Here is a 20,342-nt window from a genome sequence, read left to right as displayed (position 1 = left end):
CTTCGACGCTACTCGGGCGGCGGGGCGGGCGCTGCGGTGGGCGGGGGCTCGGGCGGGGCCAGGGGCAGGCGCACGTGGAACGCGGTGGCGCCCGGCTCACTGACGACCTCGACGCTGCCGCCATGCGCGTCGACCACGGCGCGCACAATGGCGAGGCCGAGGCCCGTGCTGCCAGTGGCCCGCGAGCGCGAGCTGTCGCCGCGCACGAAGCGCTCGAACAGGTTCGGCAGCAGGTCCGGGTCGATGCCGGGGCCGTCATCGGCAATCGTGATGACGGCAGCGGGGCCGCTGACGAGACCGGCTGCACCGGTGGGTGGGGCACCACCGGCATCCGCTGGCCTGTGCTCCACCTCGATCGACGCCGTCACCGTCGTGCCCGCCGGGGTGTGCACGCGCGCGTTCGCCAGCAGGTTCGCCACCACCTGGTGCAGCCGCGGGCCGTCGCCGTAGACCTCCACAGGCTCCTCGGGCAGCTCGAGCTTCCACTCGTGGTCGGGGCCGGCCACATGCGCGTCGCTGACGGCGTCGACGATGAGGCTGGTCGCATCCACGTTCGCGCGGCTCACGTCGCGGCCCTCGTCGAGCCGGGCGAGCAGCAGCAGGTCCTCCACGAGCGTGGTCATGCGCGTGGCCTCCGACTCGATGCGCGACACCGAGCGGGTGACATCGGGCGGCAGCTCATGCGGGCCGCGCCTCGTCAGCTCGGCGTAGCCGCGTATCGACGCGAGGGGCGTGCGCAGCTCGTGGCTTGCATCCGCGACAAAGCGCCGCACTTTCTGCTCGCTCGCCTGCCTGGCACTCAGAGCGGATGCGATGTGCCCGAGCATGCGGTTCAGTGCGGCTCCCATCGTGCCGACCTCGGTATGCGTGTCGGTCGCCGATTCGGGAACGCGGACAGCGAGCGCCACCTCGCCGCGCTCGAGCGGCATCTCGGAGACCTGCTGCGCCGTGGCCGCCATGCTTTGCAGGGGTCGCAGCGCGAGCCGCACGATGACGGTGGCGGCGGCAGCGGCGATGGCGAGGCCGGCGATCGCCACCACGACGATCACGAAGACGAGCTGCGACACCGTCGTGCTCAGCTCACGCATGGGAAGGCCGACGACCAGCTCGTCGCCGGTCTGCAGCGGCGTCGCGACCACCCGGTACTGGCCGAGCCCCGCCCCGAGGTCGGCCGTGCGCGGCGTCGAGTCGACGGGCAGCGCGAGCAGCTGCCGCGAGAGGTCCTTGACCACGATCTTCGTGGTCGCCGAGGGGTCCAAATACCCCTGGATCAGAATGTTGCCGTGCGTAATCAGCGCGCCGAACGTGCCCGTCGGCTGGCCCCGTGCGCCCACGAGCCCGCCAATGGGCGCGCTCGGGTTGCCGCCGAAGCTGCCCGGGTCGTGCTGCACCACGTTCTGCGCGCGGCCGATCACCCCGTCGAGCTGTTCGTCGAGCCGGTTCATCAGCGACGACCGCAGTGCGAGCACGCTGGCAACCCCGACGAACACGCTCACGATCGCGAGCAGCGCGACGACGGCGACAACCAGACGGGTGCGCAGCGAGACGGAACGCAAGGGGCGGATGCGCGCGAGTACTCGCGCGGCCCGCCCATCCGCGTGCCGTTCGCCAGGGCGCTCGTCGCCCCCGGCGGCGTCGCTCATGTGGCGGCCTTGACCATATAGCCGGCACCGCGCACCGTGTGGATCATGGGCTCGCGGCCGGCGTCGATCTTCTTGCGCAGGTACGAGATGTAGAGCTCGACGACGCTCGAGGAGCCGCCGAAGTCGTAGCTCCAGACCCGGTCGAGAATCTGCGCCTTGCTCAGCACGCGGCGCGGGTTGCGCATGAGGAAGCGCAGCAGCTCGAACTCCGTGGCCGTGAGCGAGATGTTCTCGCCCGAGCGCTGCACCTCGTAGCTGTCTTCGTCGAGCATGAGATCGCCCACGATGAGGCGCGGGTCTGACGAGTCGACGATCGCTGCGCGCGAGCGGCGAAGCAGGCCGCGCAGGCGGGCGACGAGCTCCTCGAGGCTGAACGGCTTGGTGACGTAGTCGTCGCCGCCGGCGGTGAGGCCCGCGATGCGGTCGTCGAGCGAGTCCTTGGCGGTGAGGAACAGCACGGGCGCGTCGTAGCCGTCGGCGCGCAGGCGGCCGAGCACCTGCAGGCCGTCGATGTCGGGCAGCATCACGTCGAGCACCATGACGTCGGGCGAGAATTCGCGGGCTCTCGTGAGTGCCTCGTGGCCGGTCGCCGCCGTGCGCACCTCCCAGTCCTCGTAGTGCAGCGCCATCGAGAGCAGGTCGGTGAGCGTGGTCTCGTCGTCGACGACGAGCACGCGAATCGGGCTGCCGTCGGGGCGGCGCAGCACCGTCTTCTGCGCGGACGGGCTGGTCTGGCTCTGCTGGGCACGGTCGTTCATGGTCACGCTCCCATTGTCTGCGCGGATGCCTGTGAGTCGCTTTGAGAAGCCTATGCGGCGGCTGTGCGAGAGGTCCGGCACCCGCATACCGGTGTCGTTCTGCAGGAGAAGTGTGACGACACGCCGCCCGCGACCGTGGCGCGAGCGGCATGTCGACCGATTCCTCCTGTTGAACCGCAGGTGAGGGGACGGTGGAGTGGCAGTCGGAGCGTCAGGCAAGCAGGCAGGCAGGTGCGACGGGAGCGCGGGAGCGGGGAGGGAGCGGCGCAGGTTCGCCGTGCCCTCAGGCGATCCATAGACGCGGGCAAGCACCGGCATAGCCACCGCGCCTAGCTTCGGCCTGGCAGCCACCGCCCCGTCACCGACGAGAGGCGCGTGCGGGCCGCCGTGCTTGGAGAGACATGTTCGCTACATACCTTCGCCGCGAGCTCACGAATCGGCGCAAGCAGTCGATCATCATCGCGATCGGAATGGCCCTCGCCATCGCCCTGGTGATCGTCGTCAACTCGGTGTCTGCCGGCGTCAAAGACGCCCAGGCCGCCGTGCTCAAGAGCGTCTACGGGGTCGGCACCGACATCACCGTCACCAAGCCGGCGCAGGCGCCCGGGCAGGGCACAACCGCGAACGGCCCGGGCCGCGGCCGCTTCGACTTCGGCGCCGATTCCGGCGACGCAGACTCCTCGACTGGCAGCCGTGAGGTGCATCAATCCCGTCTTGAGTCGAGGCCGGATGCGCCCGTCATGGCCTCATCGGCCCTGACCAGGGCGAAGAGCGTCACCGGCGTGGCAGCCGCCGCCGGCGTGCTCTCGCTGACGAACTCCACCTTCGACGGCACCCTGCCGAACTTCCAGCAGCTGCGCGAGGCCCGCGAAGACCGTGGCGGCAGCGGGGCCGCAGCATCGACGCCCGCACCGACGGGCGGCGCCGACGGCGCGGGAGGCAGCTCGTTCACCGTGTCGAGCTTCTCCGTTCTCGGCATCGACCCCGCGGGCAGCGACGTCGGTCCCCTCTCCGCGACGACGCTGGCCAAGGGTCGCGCCTTCACGAAGTCCGACACCGGCAAGCATGTTGCGGTGCTCGACACCAGCTACGCGAAGGCCGCCGATCTCGCGCTCGACGACACCATCACCGTTGGCGGCACTGACTTCACGATCGTCGGCCTCGTCTCGGCCAGCGGCTCCGATGCGACCACGGCGTCGAACGTCTACGTTCCGCTCGACGTGGCGCAGACGCTCTCCGGCAATGCCGGCAAGATCAGCACCATCTACGTGACGGCGGCATCCGCTGACGATATCGCGCAGGTCAAGACCGCTCTCGAGAAGAAGCTGCCCAGCACCACCGTGAGCACCCAGGCCGACCTCGCGTCGACGGTCTCGGGCTCCCTCGGCAGCGCGGGCGAACTCGTTGCGGGCCTCGGCACCTGGCTGTCGCTGATCGTGCTGGCCGCGGCGTTCCTCATCGCCATCCTCTTCACGATCTCGGGCGTGACCCGCCGCACCCGCGAGTTCGGCACGCTGAAGGCCATCGGCTGGAGCAACCGCCGCGTCGTCGGCCAGGTCGCAGGCGAGTCGGTCGTGCAGGGCCTCATCGGCGGCGTCATCGGCATCGCGGTCGGCCTCATCGGCATCCTCGTGGTCAACCTGCTCGCGCCAACGCTCTCGGGCACGCTCGGTCAGAACAGCACAGCGGATGCCGCCGGCCGCCTCGGGCGGCTCGGCGGTGCCGCGGGCACGACCGGCGCGGGTGGCGCCTCGGCCGGCGGCTTCGGCGGCGGCGGCGCCTTCACGGGCGCAGGTCCCGGCGGCTTCACGAGGCAGGCGGCCGCGAGCACCGACGTGGTGCTCAACGCGCCGGTGACGCTGTGGGTCATTCTCATCGCGGTCGGGCTCGCGGTGCTCGGCGGCCTCATCGCCGGCGCGATCGGCGGATGGCGGGCCTCCCGGCTGCGGCCCGCGGCGGCGCTGCGATCCGTGGCTTGAGCCGTCGGACGAACCGGCATCCTTCAACGAAAAGGAACACCATGTACACGCTTACCAATGTCACCAAGACCTACGTGCAGTCGAAGCGCACCATCACCGCGCTGAAGGACGTGACGCTCGCCATACCCGACGGGCAGCTGGTCGCGATTCAGGGGCAGACGGGCGGGGGAAAATCCACGCTGCTGCAGATGCTCGGCGCACTCGACCGGCCGAGTTCCGGGGAGGTCCTGCTGGCGGATGCGGCACTGTCCGCGCTGCCGGATCGCAAGCTGGCCGGCCTGCGTGCCCGAGAGATCGGCTTCGTCTTCCAGGGGTTCAATCTGATTCCGACGCTGAGCGCCAACGAGAACGTGGAGACGGCGCTCGCGCCGCTCGGCCTGGCTCGCGCAGAGAGCAGGCAGCGGGCCGCGGAGGCGCTGGCGTCGGTCGGGCTCGCCGACCGTGGCAGTCACCTGCCTGCCGAGCTCTCGGGCGGGCAGCAGCAGAGGGTGGCGATCGCACGGGCGCTCGTGAAGCAGCCGCGCGTGCTGCTCGCGGACGAACCGACGGGCAACCTCGACGAGGAGACACGCGACGAGATCATGGACCTGCTCGAGGGGATGTGGCGGGATCGCGGCCTGACGCTCGTGATCGTCACGCACGATTCGGCGGTGGCGAAGCGGGCGCAGCGCCGCCTGCACATCAAGCACGGCACCGTGCGCGAGGCCGCATAGCATTCGAAGGTTGAGGAAGCCGGCACAGCCGGCTGTCTCGAAACCCAGCACACCGAGCGGGTTGAGGAAGCCGGCACACCAAGCGGGTTGAGGAAGCCGACGCACCAAGCGGGTTGAGGAAGCCGGCATGGCCGGCTGTCTCGAAACCCGGCACACCAGCGTGTGCGAGACTGCCCATCATGAGCAGCGAGAGCACCGGGCCCGTTCGAGGCAAGCGGCCGCCGCAGGGGCAGCCCGTGGTCGACCGTGCGCTCAGCCTGCTCGGCGCGTTCACAGACCGACGGCGCTCGATGACGCTCTCCGAGCTCGCCCGAAACGCCGAGATGCCGGTGACGACGGCCCTGCGCCTCGCCGCTCGGCTCGTCGAGTGGGGCGCCCTCGAGCGCCTCGACGATGGCCGGTACGTCGTGGGGGTGCGCCTGTGGGAGATCGCGTCGCTGTCGCCGCGCGGCCACGGCGTGCGGCAGATCGCGCTGCCGTTCATGGAGGACCTCTACGAGGTCACGCGCCACCATGTGCTGCTCGCCGTGCGCGACGGGCGCGATGCGGTTCTCATCGAGCGACTCTCGTCGAGGAACGCTCCCAGCGTGGCCTACCGGGTCGGTGGCCGGCTCCCCCTCACCCAGACAGCGGTCGGGCTCGTGCTGCTGGCTGCAGCGACCCGTCGCTTTCAGGATGAGATGGTGAGCGAGCCTCCCGAGCTCGAGCCCGGGATGGCCACGTTCACGCCCGACGAGCTTCGGAGGCAACTCGTCGATGTTGCGCGCACGGGTCTCGCCGTGGTGCACAGAAGCGCGCCATCCGCCACTGTCTCTGTCGCCTCGCCCGTTCAGGACGCCGACAGGCGAACGGTCGCGGCGCTGTCGATTCTCGTGCCAGACGGTTCGACCTCGCCCCAGGCGATCGCGCCGGCCGTTCGCGCGACGGCTCGTGCCATCTCGCGCACCCTCGGCTACCGACACGAGAAGTTCGATGGGGTGCACATTCGCCCCGACCTCGAGGCCGACTGAGCCCATCGGCCCTCGCTGTCGCCGCTGTTCCATTGAACGGAAACGACGTGTCAGCGCGCCCGCTCGCCCTCGCAGACTTGCACTGCGAAGACGCATCGACGAAGGGCACGCATGAAGTTCATCGGCATCACGACGCAGACGAGCCGGCGCGTCGCCGCGGTCTCGGACGACCAGGTCGTCGACCTCGCAGCTGTCGATGAGTTTTGGGCCGACGCGGCGTTGTGGCGGGAGCGGGCTGCGGCACGGCTGGCGGGCGGCACGGCCGAGGCGCCAGGCGGTACGGAACCCGCCAAGCGCATCCGTTTGGCTGATGTCACGCAGGCGCCCCTCATACCCGCCAGCGCCCGCGTGCTGTGCGTGGGCCTCAACTACCGCGCACACGCCGCCGAGGGCTCGTTCGAGGTTCCCGAGTACCCCACCATTTTCGGCCGTTGGACGGCCTCGCTCTCGGTGGGCGGGGTCGCCGCGCCCGTTCCCGACGGCGAGGCCGGCCTCGACTGGGAGGGCGAGATCGCCGCCGTCGTGGGCCGCCGCATCCAGAACGCCGACGAGCGCACGGCGGCGCAGAGCGTGTTCGGTTACGCCACGTTCAACGACCTCACCTGCCGACGCGCGCAGAAGCTCACCGCCCAGTGGACGCTCGGCAAGAACGGCGACCGAAGCGGCCCGATGGGCCCGCTCGTCACGGCCGACGAGGTCGGCGACCTGCGCGACGGCCTGCAGGTGCGCACGCGCGTCAACGGCGTCGAGGTGCAGAACGGCAACACGCGCGACATGATCTTCTCGGTCGGCCACATCCTCTCCCTCGTGAGCCGCACGATGACCCTGCACCCTGGCGACGTGCTCGTGAGCGGCACCCCGGAGGGCGTCGGCTACGTGCGCACTCCGCCGTGGCTGCTGCAGCCAGGCGACACGGTCGAAGTCGAGGTCGACCGCCTTGGCACGCTCGTCACGCCCATCGCCGGCCCCGACGCGCGGGCGGACGCCTGATGGGCGCCACCCCACCGGGCGACCTCGCTGCGCTGCCCGATCATGTTCCCGTCGTCATTGTCGGCGGCGGCCCCAGCGGGCTGTTCCTAGCGCTCGACCTCGCGTATCGCGGCGTGCGCAGTCTGGTCATCGAGACGCGCGAACACATCGATGCCAATCGCCCACGCGCCAAGACCACCAACGCCCGCACCATGACGCATCTGCGCCGGCTCGGCCTCGCCGACACCCTGCGCGCCGCATCCCCGCTCAGCCTCGACTACTCGGAGTGCGTCATCTTCTGCTCGAGCCTGACCGGCTTCGAGGTCACGCGCTTCGAGCAGGCCTTCCAGCTGTCGGCTGCCCGATACGGCCCCCAGCCCGAGGCCGGTCAGCAGGTTCCCCAGCCCACGGTCGAGACCGTGCTGCGTGAGGCCGTCTCCGCCTCTCCTCTCGCGACGCTCGCAACGGGACTCACTGCGACCGCGGTCGTGCCGGGCGACGAGGGCGAGCGCGGCATCGAGGTAACGGATGCCGCGGGCGCGACCCGTCGCATCCACGCCTCATACGTGGTCGGCGCTGACGGCAGCGGCTCCATGGTGCGGCGCAGCCTCGGCATCGCGCTGAGCGGATCCTCGGCCGAGCGCTCGAACCTGAACGTGCTGTTCCGCGCGCCGCAACTCGGCGAGCGCGTGACGCTCGACCCCGCCGTGCAGTACTGGGTGATGGCCCCGGGGGCATCCGGCATCGTGGGGCGTCTCGACAGGGACGACACGTGGTGGGCGATCGTGCAGGGGGTCGACCCCGACCGCGACGACCTCGATGCGCAGCAGCTTCTCGCGGCGCTCGTGGGCGAGCAGCTCGCGTTCGAGGTGATCGAGACCGATCCGTGGACGGCGCGCATGCTGCTCGCCGACGGTTACGGCGGCGACGGCGTGTACCTGCTCGGCGACGCCGCCCACCTGAACCCGCCGTGGGGCGGACACGGCTTCAACACGTGCATCGGCGACGCCGCGAACCTGAGCTGGAAGCTCGCCGCGAGCCTGCAGGGCTGGGCGGGCGAGGGGCTGCTCGACAGCTATGAGCTCGAGCGGCGCCCGGTTGCGGCCCGCACCATTCACGACGCCGGGCTCAACGGAACGGCGCTCGCGTACCACTTCGCCGACGGGCTGCTCGGGGAGGATTCGCCGGCGGGGGCCGAGGCGCGTCGCCTCGTCAGAGAGGCGCTCGAGGTGAAGAGCAGCGAGTTCCACTCGCTCGGGCTCGTGCTCGGCTACCAGTACCCGGCCTCGCCCCTCGTGGTCGGCGACGGCACGCCGGCGCCGCACGAAGACCCCATCGAGTACACGCCGTCGGCGCACCCCGGCTCGCTGCTGCCGCATGCGTGGCTCGCCGACGCCCGCAGCGTGTACGACCTGCTCGGCCCTGGCTTCACCCTGCTCGTCGACGCCGACGCGATGGGGGCAGGCGCCCTCGCGCAGCTGCCGCTCGTGAGCGGGGCGGCAGAGCGTCACGGCATCCCCCTGCGCATCGTGCTGTTGGGGTCGAGCGGCGAGGCTGCGCTCGAGGCCGGCCAGTCCGCGGCCTCGCTGTGGCAGGCGGCGGCCGTGCTGGTGCGTCCAGACGAGCACGTCGCCTGGCGCGGCTACGCACCCGCCGGCGCGGCGACGGCTCTCGCGATCGGCGTCGGCGGTGCCGCGACGATCGAACCGGAAGGGAGCCTCACCGATGTCTCCGCGTGATTTTCGCGAGGTCGTGTATGCGCCGGAGCACCCGCGCGTGGCCGACATCCGCGGGCTCGATGCCCGGCAGTACGCCGAGCACGCCAAGGGCGACTCGTTCACCGGCGGTCTCATCGCCGGCTGGGCGCCGCTGTACCCGCAGCCGTTCCGCGGCATCACCAACGACGGCACCGTGCGGAGCGGCCTCTACCGGCTCGAGCGCCCCGCCGACGGCGAGGCCGCGCCGGCGACGTCAATGACGGATGCCGCACTCGCGCTCTTCACGACCCTCACCCCCCAGCAGCTCCAGCAGCTGCGCTACCCGCTCGACGCCGACGAGTGGCGCAGCTGGGCCAACCCCGAGTTCATGCAGCACGACACCGGGCTGCGGCTCGACGAGGTGGACGAGCCCGTGCGTGCCGCTGCGATGGCGCTCGTGCGTGCCAGCCTCGGCGAGCGCGGCTACGCCCTCGTGCGGGACTGCATGTACATCAACGGGTTTCTCGGCGAGGTCGTGGACCTGCCGCTCATCATGAACAAGTTCAGCTACAACGTGGCTGTCTTCGGCGAGCCGTCGGCGAGGGAGCCGTGGGGCTGGCAGCTGTTCGGCCACCATGTGGCGGTCAACGCCCTCGTCGTCGACGGGCAGCTGGTCGTCGCCCCCGTGTTTCTCGGCGCAGAACCGAGCTCGGTCGACGCGGGGCCGCGCGCCGGCCTTCGCGTCTTCGACGATCGCATCGCGCCCGCCCGCGCACTCATGGCAAGCCTCGATGAGCAGCAGCGGGACCAGGTGATCGTGTACCGGCACATGGTCGACGGCGAGATGCCGCCCGGCCGCGTTCACCCCGGCGACGAGCGGCACCTCGCCGGCTGCTTCCAGGACAACCGGGTGATCCCGTACGAGGGAATTCGCTTGAGCGCGTTGGGCGAGGCGCAGCGCGCGCTCGTCGCCGACATTCTGCGGGCGTTCCTCGTACTGCTGCCCGACGGCCCGGCCCGCGCCCGGCTGCGGGAGATCGAGCAGCATGCCGACGAGACCTTCTTCTCATGGATCGGCGGCTGGCAGGGCGACGAGCCCTTCTACTACCGCATCCAGAGCCCGGTGGTGATCGCCGAGCTCGACCACCACTGCGGCGTGTTCCTCGCGAACACCGAGCCCGCCGACTTCCATATCCACACGGTGCTGCGCACCCCGAACGGCAACGATTACGGCCACGAACTCGTGCAACAATGGGCCAGGCGATGAGTGCACAGGTGCAACAGAGCGGGCAGTGGTCGAGCCGAGCGCGATCAGGCGCTGCGGCGGCGGCAGAGACCGTGCAGGCGGATGCGGGCGCAGCATCCGGCCCCCTGGCAGGTCTCGTCGTTCTCGACCTGAGCCGGGCGCTCGCCGGTCCGCACGCGGCCATGATGCTCGGCGACCTCGGCGCGCGCGTGATCAAGGTGGAGGCCGAGGGCACCGGCGACGACACGCGCGGCTGGGGCCCGCCCTTCGTGGGTCCGGCCGACGACCCGCAGGCCACCTACTTTCTCTCGTGCAATCGCAACAAGGAGTCGGTGTGCCTTGACCTGAAGACGGATGCCGGCAGCAACACCCTTGAGCGGCTGATCGCGCGGGCCGACGTGCTCGTCGAGAACTTTCGCACGGGCGTGATGGATCGCCTCGGCTTCTCGACGGGCCGCCTGCACGAGCTGAACCCTCGGCTGATCGTGCTCTCGATCACGGGATTCGGCCACGACGGTCCGGAGGGTGGCCGCGCCGGCTACGACCAGATCGCGCAGGGCGAGGCCGGACTCATGTCGATGACCGGATCGGGGCCCGACGACCCGCAACGCGTGGGCGTGCCCATCGGCGACCTGCTCTCTGGAATCTACGGCGCATACGGTGTGCTCGCGGCCCTGCACCGGCGCGAGTCGACCGGCCGCGGCGAGGTGGTGCGCACGTCGCTGCTCGCGGCACTCGTGGGCGTGCACGCGTTCCAGGGCACCCGCGCGACGGTGGCGGGCGAGGTGCCCCGGGCGCAGGGCAACCACCACCCGTCGATCGCGCCGTACGGGCTCTTCGCCTGCCAGGGTGGGTCTGTGCAGATCAGCGTGGGCAGCGAGACGCTGTGGCGGCGGTTCTGCGACGCGTTCGGGCTCGATGCGGCGGCGACGGGGATGGCGACGAACGCCGAGCGCGTCGGAAACCGCGAGGAGACGATCCGGGTCGTCGAGCGGGCGTTCGCCGGCTACGCGCCCGAGCCGCTGCTGGCCAGGCTCGCCGAGGCGGGCATTCCCGCCGGGCGGGTTCGCAGCCTCGACGAGGTGTACGCGTGGGACCAGGTGGCGTCGCAGGGGCTGCTGGTCGACGTCGAGCATCCGGTGCTGGGGCCGATCACGCTTCCCGGCTCGCCACTGCGGTTCTTCCAGACGGCGGGCGAGGGCGAGGTGGAGACCACGCGCCGACGGCATGACAGCCCTCCGACGCTGGACCAGCACGCGGCATCCGTCATGGCGTGGCTGGATTCGACCGAGGCCTGCTGATGCCGGGCGCACGCGAGCTGATCGCGCTGCTGTGCGACGACGGGTCGTTCGTCTCGTGGGACGAGGAGCCGCTCGACACCCACCCCGAGGAGGCCTACGCGGCCGCCCTGCAGCGGGCGCGGGAGCGCAGCGGCGTCGACGAGTCGGTGCTCACGGGCGAGGGCCTGGTGCGCGGGCGCCGGGTGGCGCTCGTCGCGAGCGAGTTCGCGTTCATGGCCGGCTCGATCGGGCGCGCGGCGGCAGAGCGCCTGACGCTCGCGATCGAACGAGCAACACGCGAGGGGATCCCGCTGCTGGCCGGGCCGGCCTCCGGCGGCACGCGCATGCAGGAGGGAACGGCCGCGTTCGTCGCCATGGTGAAGATCTCGGCCGCCATCGGCCGTCACAAGAGCGCGGGCCTGCCCTACCTCGTCTACCTGCGGCACCCGACCACCGGCGGTGTCATGGCGTCGTGGGCGAGCCAGGGGCACGTGACCGTGGCCGAGCCGGGCGCGCTCGTGGGCTTTCTCGGCCCGCGCGTGTACGAGGCGATCTACGGCGCGCCATTTCCCGAGGGCGTGCAGACGTCGGAGAACCTGTATCGGCACGGGCTGATCGACGGCGTGCTCGAACCGCAGCAGTTGCCCGAGATCATCGACCGCGCACTGAACGTGCTGCTCGCCCCGCGCACCACATCCGTGGCCTCGACCGTGACAGCGGATTCGCCCGAGCCGCCGACGCTCCCGCCCGGCACGGGCGTGGCGGCGTGGGAGGCCGTCGAGCGCTCGCGACGCCCGGACAGGCCGGGCCTTCGCGCACTGTTGCGGCACGCGGCATCCGACGTCTTGCCTCTCAACGGCACCGGGCAGGGCGAGAACGAGCCGGGCCTGCTGCTCGCGCTCGCGCGATTCGGCGACGCGCCCTGCGTCGTGCTCGGGCAGGACAGGCAGACGCAGCGCTCGGCCGGACCCCTCGGCCCGGCCGCCCTGCGTGAGGCGCGGCGCGGTATGCGGCTCTCGCACGAGCTGGGGCTGCCTCTCGTCACGGTGATCGACACACCGGGAGCCGCCCTCTCGCAACAGGCCGAGGAGGGCGGGCTCGCCGGCGAGATCTCCCGCTGCCTAAGCGACCTCGTGGCGCTCGCGGCACCGACCGTGTCGCTCATACTCGGCGAGGGCTCGGGCGGCGGGGCGCTCGCGCTGCTTCCCGCCGACCGCACGCTCGCCGCGCAGCACGCCTGGCTGTCGCCGCTGCCGCCCGAGGGCGCGAGCGCCATTCTGTTCCGCGACACGACGCACGCCGCCGAACTGGCCGAGGCGCAGGGAATCGGCGCATCCGCTCTGCTTCGCGCGGGCATCGTCGACGCAATCGTGCCCGAGACACCGGATGCCGCGGACGAGGCGCGCGCCTTCTGCCGGCGCACGGGCCAGGCACTCGAACACGCGCTGCACGCACTCGGCGACATGCGCTCGCACGAGCGGCTCGCGGAGCGTCACCGCCGCTTCCGCGCCCTCGGCCTCTGAGTGCCACCTCGTCCGCTCGCGCCTCACTCGAAATTCAGCAGGCCGTTGGCGCCGACGCTATTCTGACTGTTTCGGCACGTCGCCCCTCTGCTCAGAAGCCGCCGGCGTCGCGGACGCGGTAGTGCTCGTTCAGCCTCCCGAGTTCATCGTCCGATAATTCGAGGTCGACGGATGCGGCTGCGTCTTCGAGGTGGTGTGGTTTGGTGGCGCCAACGATGGGTGCGGTCACGACGGGGTTGCTCAGCACCCAGGCCATGGCGACCTGCGCCATGGCGACGCCGCGTGACTCGGCGATACGCTGCACGGCGTTGATGACGGGCCGGTCGCGGTCAGCGTCGGCGAAGAACTTGTTGCCCACGGGATCGTCGGAAGAGCGCTTAGTTGCCTCACCGGCGGGCCTTGCGACTCGTCCCTTAGCGAGAAGGCTATAGGGGATGCTGCCGACGCCCTGGTCGGCGAGCAGGCCGAACATCTCCCGCTCCTCCTCACGGTAGAGGAGGGAGTACTGGTCCTGCATGGAGACGAATCGGGTCCAGCCGTGCAGGTCGGCGGCGTGCTGCATTTTGGCGAACTGCCACGCCCACATCGCGGACGCGCCGATGTAGCGGACCTTGCCGGCCTTCACCAGGTCGTGCAGCGCCTCCATCGTCTCCTCAACCGGGGTTTCAGGGTCGAAGCGGTGAATCTGGTACAGGTCCACGTAGTCGGTGCCGAGGCGGCTGAGGGAAGCGTCGATCTGCTGCATGATCGCCTTGCGCGAGAGACCGCTATCTCCTGGCCCCTCGCCGACCTTGATGAATACCTTGGTCGCCAGCACGATCTCTTCCCGGTGGGTGAAGCGGCGCAGCGCCTCGCCGACGATCCGCTCGGAGTCGCCGTATGAGTAGACGTTGGCGGTGTCCCAGAAGGTGATGCCCTTCTCCAGCGCCTGCTCGAAGAACGGCAGGGCGTCGTCCTGCGGGAGCGTCCACGAGAGGTGCCCGCTGGAGGGATCGCCGAAGCTCATGCATCCCAGGGCGATGCGGCTGACCTTGAGTCCTGAGTTGCCGAGTCGTGTGTACTTCATGGTGTTCCTTTCGGTTAGGCTTCGGCGCGGCCAGTCAGCCAGCGCACCATCTCCGGATCGACATGGGAGAAGAACTGCGACTCGCCCTGGTCGAGGGAGGCGATCTGAGTCGTGTCGTCGTCGGTGAGCTCGAAGTCGAGCACGTCGATGTTCTGCTGCATCCGTTCCGGCTTGGTTGACTTCGACACGACGACCACCTCTCGCTGCACGAGCCAGCGCAGCACCACCTGAGCCGGCGACTTGTCGTACTTCTGCCCAATCGAGGTCAGGACCGGGTTGCTGAACAGGTCGTTCTTACCCTCGGCGAACGGCGCCCACGCCTCGATCTGCACGCCTTCAGACTTCAACAGCTCCTGGTAGTCGGCCTGCTGCTGGAACGGGTTCGTCTCGATCTGGTTGACCGCCGGCACCACCTCACTGAAAGCGATCAGATCGACCAGGCGGTCGGATGCGAAGTTTGAGACACCGATTGCGCGGATACGACCGTCCTTGTACAGCTTCTCCATCGCGCGCCACTCACCGTAGTAGTCGCCGAACGGCTGATGAATCAGGTACAGGTCGAGGTAGTCGAGGCCGAGCTTCTTCATCGACGTCTCGAACGCGTCGAGCGCACCCTGTTCGCCACGCTTCTGGATCCACAGCTTCGTGGTGATGAACAGGTCCTCGCGCGGGATGCCGCTGGCGGCGATCGCCCGGCCGACGGCCTCCTCGTTGCCGTAGGAGGCGGCGGTATCGATCAGGCGGTATCCGGCCTTGATCGCATCAAGCACCGCCTGCTCGGTCTCCTCGGCCGGGATCTGGTAGACGCCGAAGCCGAGGATCGGCATCTCCACGCCATTGTTCAATGTGAGGGTCTGCATGTGGGCTCCTTCTGCGGTAGTCATTACATCCATTGCACGCCTATCTCGCGAGCGGAGGGAGTGCGGGGTCATCCACGTACAGCCAGAGCACGGATAACACGTGGGCTCCGCCGTATGGTGAAAGCATGAGCACTCAGGACGAGGTGAGCGATTTCCTTCGCACCCGCCGCGAGCGACTGACCCCCGATCAGGCTGGCCTCATCAGCGGCGGACGCCGCCGCGTCGCAGGGCTGCGCCGCGAAGAGGTGGCGATGTTGGCCGGAGTCAGCACCGACTACTACGCCAAGATGGAACGCGGCAACCTCGCCGGTGTCTCTTCCGAGGTCCTTCACGCCGTCGCCCGAGCTCTCCGCCTCGACGACGCCGAAGCAGCGCACCTGCACGACCTCGCCGCCAGCGCGGCCCCCGGACGCGCCCGGCGGCGCATCCGCTCGATCAGGAACGAGGTCACCCCCAGTCTGCAGCGCTTCCTCGACGCCGTGACGCAGACCCCCGTCTGGGTCAGAAACCGGCGCATGGACGTCGTTGCCACCAACCACCTTGGCCGGGCTCTACTCGCGCCGATCATCGACGACCCAGCCAGCGGCAGCAACAATGCCCGCTTCACCTTCCTCAGCCCCGCAGCGCGCCTCTATTACCCCGACTGGGAACAGGGCGCCGACAGCATCGTCGCCACTCTCCGCAGCTACGCCGGCCAGAACCCACACGACAAGCCCCTCACCGATCTCATCGGAGAACTCGTCACCCGCAGCGACGGCTTCCGCGTTCGCTGGGCCGCCCACAACGTTAGGTACCACCGAGTCGGCACCAAACGCATCCGCCACCCCGCAGTCGGTGACCTCGCCTTCACCTTCGAAGCGATGGAGCTCCCCGCCCACCCCGGCTGGGAAATGTTCGCCTACACGACCGAACCCGGCTCACCTTCCGAAGAAAGAGTGCGACTGCTCGGCAGCCTCGCTGCCACCCCAACGCCCAACGTATAACCGTCTGAGACCCACGGCACGCCGTAAACAAGCTGCCGTCAAGCTACACGGGAAGAGTGAGGGTGTGCTGACCTGGCCGCAGCGGCCGGGGGCTGCCATCGGGCAGGCGGATCTCCGCCGTGCAGCCGGGCGGGATCTCGACCTCGAGGCGCAGCGTGTCGCCCTCGAGGCGCCAGGCGGACGACACGAGGCCGTGCTCCGTCTCGACGGAGGCGCTGGCCCACGTCAGGCCGCCACCCACGAGGGGCGCGATCGTGACGCGACGGTAGCCGGCCTCGAGCGGCGTGGGCTCTGCCCGCATCCGTATGCCTGCGATGTGCGTGTAGAGGAACGACATCGCAGCGCCCTTGCTGTAGTGGTTGAGCGAGCCGCGAACCGTGTCGCCGTCGACGCCGTCCCACCATTCCCAGATGGTCGTCGCCCCGCGCTCGAGCATGCCGAGCCACGACGGCACCCCCCGCGAGCGCAGCACCTCGAACGCGGTGCGCTCCTGGCCGTTGTCGGCGAGCGCCTGCAGCAGCTGCCCCGTGCTCAGGAACCCTGTCGCGAGCCGGCCACCGTTCTCGGCGATCAGCTGCGCGAGGCGTGCGGCAGCCTCCCGGGCCTGGCGCTCGGGGAAGAGGCCGAACGCGAGGCCGCGCACGTAGTTGGCCTGCGACTCCTCGGTGAGGCGCGCGTGCGCCCGCACGTACTCTGCTCGCCACGCCTGCCGGGCCCCCTCGGCGATCGCGTCGTAGTGCGCCGCCGTGGCCGCGTCGCCGAGAAGCGCCGCCGCTCGCGCGACGAGGTGCGCCGAGCGGTGCAGAAACGCCGTCGCCACGATGCCGTGATCCACGGTGGGGTCGGGGTTGGGTTCGACACCCGGCTCGAGCCACTCGCCGAAGTGGAACCCGCTGTCCCACAGGTACTGCTCATGATCTGACGGATGGGGCCGCCGCGCGGCCCTCTCGGGGTGACGCGCCGACGCCGCGCACCCCGCCGCGTAGTCGACCCAGCGCCGCATCGACGGCAGCTGGCGGGCGAGGATCTCGATGTCACCGTACGACCGCCACAACTCCCACGGAACGAGCACCGCCGCGTCTCCCCAGCCCGCGGAGCCGGCCGACATGTCCTCGAATGCGTGGCCGGAGGGGCGGTCGCCGCCGGGGTTCGGAACGATCGTCGGCACGCGGCCATCCGCCCACTGATCTGCCGCGAGATCGCGCAGCCACTTCTCGGAGAATGCACGCACGTCGTACACGAGGGCCGCAGCCGCGACGAAGACCTGCCAGTCGCCGGTGAAGCCGGAGCGCTCGCGCTGGGGGCAGTCGGTGGGGATGTCGCAGGCGTTGCCCCGGAAGCTCCAGACGGCAGCGTCGTGGAACGCGTTCAGCTGGGCGTCGCTGCACGCGAACGTGCCGACCCGGCGCAGGTCGGTGTGCACCACGACGGCGCGGATCTCGTCGGCGCTCGGCGCCTCCACAACGCCGTCGAGCTGAACGTAGCGGAATCCGTGCGTGGTATGCCGAGGCTCGAAGACGTCGCTCTGTCTGCCCGCTGAGATGACCTCGTCGACCTGGCCGGCCGGCAGCACAGCGCCCGTCGCGAAGTCGAAGGCGCGCAGGTGATCGGTCGTGACGAGCCCGGCCGCATCCAACGCCTCGCCGTGGGTGAGCGTGAGTCGGGTTCCCGCCGGGCCGAGGCGCTCGAGCCGCACCCAGCCGTTGATGTTCTGCCCGAAGTCGACCACGACCGTGCCGGGGCGCGGGGCGGCGATGGCGGCCGGAGCGAGGGTCTCGATGCGGCGCGGGCGCGGCCCCTCGTTCGGCACGAGACGACGGCGGTCGTCGTAGAGCGCGCCCTCGCCGAGGGCGACCGGATGCCAGATCAGCGCACCCGCCTGCGTCTCCCCCTCTGGCTCGGCCATGCACCACGACGCGTCGTAGAGCCGAAAGTCCACCGTCTGCCCGTCCATGAGATCGGCTCGGGTGATGTGCCCCGGCGTGGACTGCCAGTCGGCGTCCGTCACGATCGTGCCCGTCTCTCCGCGCGGGAACGTCACATGCACCGCCGCAAGCAGAGCGGTGCGCGCCCCGAAGCCGTCGGCATGCCTGACGAACCCGTGCCTGCCCCGGAACCACCCGTCGCTGAGGATCGCACCGATCACGTTGTGGCCGGGCCGAAGCAGCCCGGCGATATCCCACGACTGCACCTGCAGCCGGGTGCGATACGCGGTGAAGCCGGGAGCCAGTTCCTCATCGCCGACCCGCTGACCATTCACAAAGAGCTCATAGACGCCGTGCGCCGTCGCGTCGACGCGCGCCTGGGTCGGGGCCTCGGTCAGCACGAACGAGCGCCGCAGAAGATACGCCGGCCGCAGGCCCGCTCCGGGGTCTTGCGGCTCGAACGGCTCGATCCACCGGGCGTCGGCCAGCGATTCCACGTGCGCTCCTTCGCGTCGGCTGAGCTGAGGTGCGCTCTCTCTGCGCGCTCGCTCTCGCTCATTCTCCCCGAATGCGTCGGCGGGATCATGTGGACATTCCTCATGCTCGGTTGGCAGATAGACCTGTACTTCGCCCGCGAAGCACGCTTCGCTTGGAGCAACGGCGCAGGGAGGCACCATGCACGAGGTCACGCGACTCTCCGGCATCGAGTACGCCCCCGGGCTGCTCCTCGACATCGTGCGTCCGGACGTTGACGGCCCCCTTCCCGTGATCATCTGGCTGCACGGCGGAGCCTGGCGCATGGGCGACCGCACCGGCGCCCCGCACCTCGATCGGCACTTCGCCGCCGACGGCTTCGCCATGGTCTCGATCGACTACCGCCTCAGCGGCGAGGCCCGCTTCCCCGCCCCGCTGCACGATGTGCGCCGTGCCGTGCGCTGGGTGCGGGCCCACGCATCCGACCTCGGCTTCGACGCCGACCGCATCGGTCTCTGGGGTTCGTCTGCCGGCGGCCATCTCGCCGCGCTCGCGGGCGTGACCTCGTGGCGGCAGGCACTGCCGGGCGAGACCGACACCGACGTCTCGGCTGCCGTGCAGGCGGTGGTCGACGGCTACGGGCCGGCCGACCTCACAACGCCTGATCAGGCCGTGCCGCCCACGGAAGCCCTGCTCGGCGGGCCGGTGGCCGAGAATCTGGCCGCCGCCCGCGAGGCGAGCCCCGCATTGCAGGTCGCCGACGCGGCGCCGCCCTTCCTCATCATGCACGGCACCGCGGACCCGCTCATGCCGCCATCGCAGAGCGAGCGACTCTTCGACGCCCTCGCCACGCGGGGGCACGACGCGACCCTCTATCTCATCGAAGGCTTCGGCCACGGCTTCTTCAACCCGGCCGACACCCCCGAGCCAGGGCCAGAGACCGGCATCACTCTCGACTCGGGCCGCCTCGAGGCCGAACCGGATGCCGCGTGCCGCATCCTGCACGCCCATGACGGCACGACGCAGGCCGCTGCCGGCCCGCCCGCCTCGCTCGACGTGATTCGCGACTTCTTCTCGAAAGCGCTCGCGCGGCATCCGTAGCACCCACACCAACCTCAGCAACAACCAGCCCACCCGTAATAGAAAGCCCGGTGACACCGATGTCCTCGAATCCTCCCGCCCCCATCGTCAACCAGCGCCCTGGCGAGGTGCTGCCGTACTACATGGCCGCGGGCGAGGGTTCGCGCTACGAGCTGAACGGCCAACTGGTGACGGTCATCGCCGGCCGCCGCGACACCGATCTCTTCAGCGCCGCCTACGTCTCGGGAGGGCGCGGACTCGAGATCCCGTTCACGAGCGTCGCCGGCGAGAGCCAGACGTTCATCGTCTTCGACGGCCGCCTCGAGTTCTGGCTGCCCAGCGAAGGCCGCATCCTCACCGCCGGCGACGAGGTCGTCGTGCCCGCGGGCACGCCCTTCGCCTACCGCATGCTCAGCCACTACACGCGCTTCTTCGTATGGTCGATGCCCGGCCGCGCCATCGAGCTCGTCGAGCGCCTGGGCACCCCGGTCGACGCGCACGTGCACCCGCAGCGCAGCGAACGGGCCGTCTCCCTCGAGCAGCTCGCCGAGGCCGGAGCCGAGTTCGGCGTCACGTTCCCCGACCTCGAGAAGACGGATGCCCGCCTCAGCCACGATGCGCAGCTGCCCGCCGGCGTTGAGCCCTACTTCCTCACGGCGGGCGAGGGCGACCGCCGCGTCGGCTACAACCAGATGAACACGTACCTCTCGCGGGGCCGCAACACCGGCTCCGACTACTTCACCATGCAATCCACCGGCTCGGCGGCGCCGTACATCCCGCTGCACTTCCACAACCGGCACACCGAGAACTTCCTCTGCCTCGACGGCCGGGTGTGGCTGCACGTGAACGGCCGCGAGGTGCTGTTGACGAAGGGGGATTTCGTGCACGCGCCAGCGGGCACCATCCATTCGTATGCCTGGGGAAGCAACCGCACGCAGATGGTGGGCATTCTCGCGCCGGCGATCTTCGAGAAGTTCTTCGAGTACATGTTCGAGCCGACCGATGAGCACGTCTACTATGAGGGCGGCGAGCCGTACTTCCCCGGCGAGGCGTTCGGTCGGGTGCAGGCCGAACTCGACGTCGTGGTGGTGGGCCCGCCGCCCGAGCGCACGAAGGCGCTCGACATCTGAGGCGGA

Annotated in this window: 16 protein-coding genes; 11 read left to right on the top strand and 5 right to left on the bottom strand. The window is 70.2% G+C overall.

Annotation, left to right across the window (positions count from 1 at the left end):
• Positions 1–8: 8 nt before the first annotated feature.
• Positions 9–1,643 (bottom strand): sensor histidine kinase, encoded by a 1,635-nt coding sequence (locus tag OSC27_RS00655; protein WP_267179493.1) that lies wholly within the window; start codon positions 1,641–1,643, stop codon positions 9–11.
• A complete protein-coding gene (locus OSC27_RS00650; protein ID WP_323373951.1) occupies positions 1,640–2,401 on the bottom strand; it encodes a response regulator transcription factor in 762 nt (253 codons plus the stop codon). The genes OSC27_RS00655 and OSC27_RS00650 overlap by 4 nt, the downstream gene beginning before the upstream one ends.
• Positions 2,402–2,802: 401 nt before the next feature.
• Between OSC27_RS00650 and OSC27_RS00645 the strand changes: the two genes are divergently transcribed.
• From OSC27_RS00645 to OSC27_RS00610, 8 genes are all read left to right on the top strand, one after another.
• On the top strand, positions 2,803–4,380 hold the full coding sequence (locus OSC27_RS00645) for an ABC transporter permease (protein WP_267179492.1): 1,578 nt from the start codon (positions 2,803–2,805) through the stop codon (positions 4,378–4,380).
• Between the two features lie 41 nt (positions 4,381–4,421).
• Positions 4,422–5,093: an ABC transporter ATP-binding protein gene (locus OSC27_RS00640; RefSeq protein WP_267179491.1), complete on the top strand. Its 672-nt coding sequence runs from the start codon at positions 4,422–4,424 to the stop codon at positions 5,091–5,093.
• Positions 5,094–5,272: 179 nt separating this feature from the next.
• Positions 5,273–6,103 (top strand): IclR family transcriptional regulator, encoded by an 831-nt coding sequence (locus OSC27_RS00635; RefSeq protein ID WP_267179490.1) that lies wholly within the window; start codon positions 5,273–5,275, stop codon positions 6,101–6,103.
• Positions 6,104–6,214: 111 nt separating this feature from the next.
• Positions 6,215–7,093, top strand: coding sequence for a fumarylacetoacetate hydrolase family protein (locus OSC27_RS00630; RefSeq protein WP_267179489.1), 879 nt, complete (start codon positions 6,215–6,217; stop codon positions 7,091–7,093).
• The gene (locus tag OSC27_RS00625; protein WP_267179488.1) at positions 7,093–8,811 is read left to right on the top strand and encodes an FAD-dependent monooxygenase; all 1,719 of its coding nucleotides are present in this window, start codon (positions 7,093–7,095) and stop codon (positions 8,809–8,811) included. The genes OSC27_RS00630 and OSC27_RS00625 overlap by 1 nt, the downstream gene beginning before the upstream one ends.
• Complete coding sequence (locus tag OSC27_RS00620) at positions 8,798–10,036, top strand: DUF3500 domain-containing protein (protein WP_267179487.1); 1,239 nt, start codon at positions 8,798–8,800, stop codon at positions 10,034–10,036. The genes OSC27_RS00625 and OSC27_RS00620 overlap by 14 nt, the downstream gene beginning before the upstream one ends.
• Positions 10,033–11,316 (top strand): CaiB/BaiF CoA transferase family protein, encoded by a 1,284-nt coding sequence (locus tag OSC27_RS00615; RefSeq protein ID WP_267179486.1) that lies wholly within the window; start codon positions 10,033–10,035, stop codon positions 11,314–11,316. The genes OSC27_RS00620 and OSC27_RS00615 overlap by 4 nt, the downstream gene beginning before the upstream one ends.
• Positions 11,316–12,818, top strand: coding sequence for an acetyl-coenzyme A carboxylase carboxyl transferase subunits beta/alpha (locus OSC27_RS00610; protein ID WP_267180381.1), 1,503 nt, complete (start codon positions 11,316–11,318; stop codon positions 12,816–12,818). The genes OSC27_RS00615 and OSC27_RS00610 overlap by 1 nt, the downstream gene beginning before the upstream one ends.
• Positions 12,819–12,909: 91 nt before the next feature.
• Here the strand turns inward: OSC27_RS00610 and OSC27_RS00605 are convergent, their stop codons facing one another.
• A complete protein-coding gene (locus OSC27_RS00605) occupies positions 12,910–13,884 on the bottom strand; it encodes an aldo/keto reductase (RefSeq protein ID WP_267179485.1) in 975 nt (324 codons plus the stop codon).
• A gap of 14 nt (positions 13,885–13,898) precedes the next feature.
• Complete coding sequence (locus tag OSC27_RS00600; RefSeq protein WP_323373860.1) at positions 13,899–14,744, bottom strand: aldo/keto reductase; 846 nt, start codon at positions 14,742–14,744, stop codon at positions 13,899–13,901.
• A gap of 125 nt (positions 14,745–14,869) precedes the next feature.
• Here OSC27_RS00600 and OSC27_RS00595 point away from each other — a divergent pair, with 125 nt between their 5' ends.
• Positions 14,870–15,727 (top strand): helix-turn-helix transcriptional regulator, encoded by an 858-nt coding sequence (locus OSC27_RS00595; protein ID WP_267179483.1) that lies wholly within the window; start codon positions 14,870–14,872, stop codon positions 15,725–15,727.
• 43 nt (positions 15,728–15,770) lie between these two features.
• Here OSC27_RS00595 and OSC27_RS00590 read toward each other — a convergent pair whose 3' ends face one another.
• Entirely contained in the window at positions 15,771–18,149 is a 2,379-nt protein-coding gene (locus tag OSC27_RS00590) for an alpha-L-rhamnosidase (RefSeq protein WP_267179482.1), read from the bottom strand.
• 178 nt (positions 18,150–18,327) lie between these two features.
• Between OSC27_RS00590 and OSC27_RS00585 the strand changes: the two genes are divergently transcribed.
• Together OSC27_RS00585 and OSC27_RS00580 are read left to right on the top strand one after the other, a co-directional pair.
• A complete protein-coding gene (locus OSC27_RS00585; RefSeq protein ID WP_267179481.1) occupies positions 18,328–19,227 on the top strand; it encodes an alpha/beta hydrolase in 900 nt (299 codons plus the stop codon).
• Positions 19,228–19,286: 59 nt separating this feature from the next.
• Positions 19,287–20,336 carry a quercetin 2,3-dioxygenase gene (locus tag OSC27_RS00580; protein ID WP_267180380.1) on the top strand — a complete coding sequence of 350 codons (1,050 nt, stop codon included), beginning with the start codon at positions 19,287–19,289 and terminating at the stop codon, positions 20,334–20,336.
• Positions 20,337–20,342 lie beyond the last annotated feature (6 nt).

The sequence above is a fragment of the Microbacterium sp. STN6 genome (genome assembly GCF_026410545.1).
Taxonomy (GTDB): domain Bacteria; phylum Actinomycetota; class Actinomycetes; order Actinomycetales; family Microbacteriaceae; genus Root112D2.
Note: the sequence above shows the minus strand (reverse complement) of the source record. Positions and strands in the feature narration are given on the sequence as shown.